General features: G+C 51.0%; 1 pseudogene. It reads right to left on the bottom strand.

Going from position 1 to position 514, the window contains the following annotated elements:
- A pseudogene (locus R7Z77_RS28530) lies at nt 1-498 on the bottom strand (flagellar M-ring protein FliF); the annotation flags it as partial.
- Nucleotides 499-514 lie beyond the last annotated feature (16 nt).

Raw genomic sequence — 514 nt, 5'->3', positions numbered from 1 at the left:
CGCAAGGTGAACACGCGCATTCGCTACCGAGTTTAGCGACATGATAGTGCGTACTAACTCACCTTCTAAGCCATGACGGTAACGCGCAGTCTCCATAAACTGGCTAGTACCTAATGAGCTGTCTTCTTTCAGCGAATCCAATCCGGTTGGCAGTTTCGCTTTTACGCCTTTTGACGCCAATAACATACGAATGCGAGCCACCTCACCTTCAGGAACCAGCACTTGGCCGTTCTGCTCCTGCATGCGGTAGCTCACACCTTCACTCTCTAAGACCGAGACAATCTCACCAATATCGAATCGCTCTTGTTGGCTGTATAGCGGACGGAAGCTTTGAGAAGAACTCCAAAGCGCAACCACAATGATCGCCGCTACAATCGCCGCGAGAACAGCGGATAGAACAAGATTTCGTTGGCTACTTGACCAAAGCTGCTTAAGCTTATTTGTCACGTCGTCCATGTTGCCTGCTGGCGAGAACGCTTGTGTCGTGCTGGTCGTCATGGCCGTATTTCCGGCA

This window comes from Vibrio sp. 1401 (assembly GCF_033340295.1).
The sequence above is the reverse complement of the archived record's forward strand: the minus strand, read 5'-3'. Positions and strand labels throughout refer to the sequence as shown.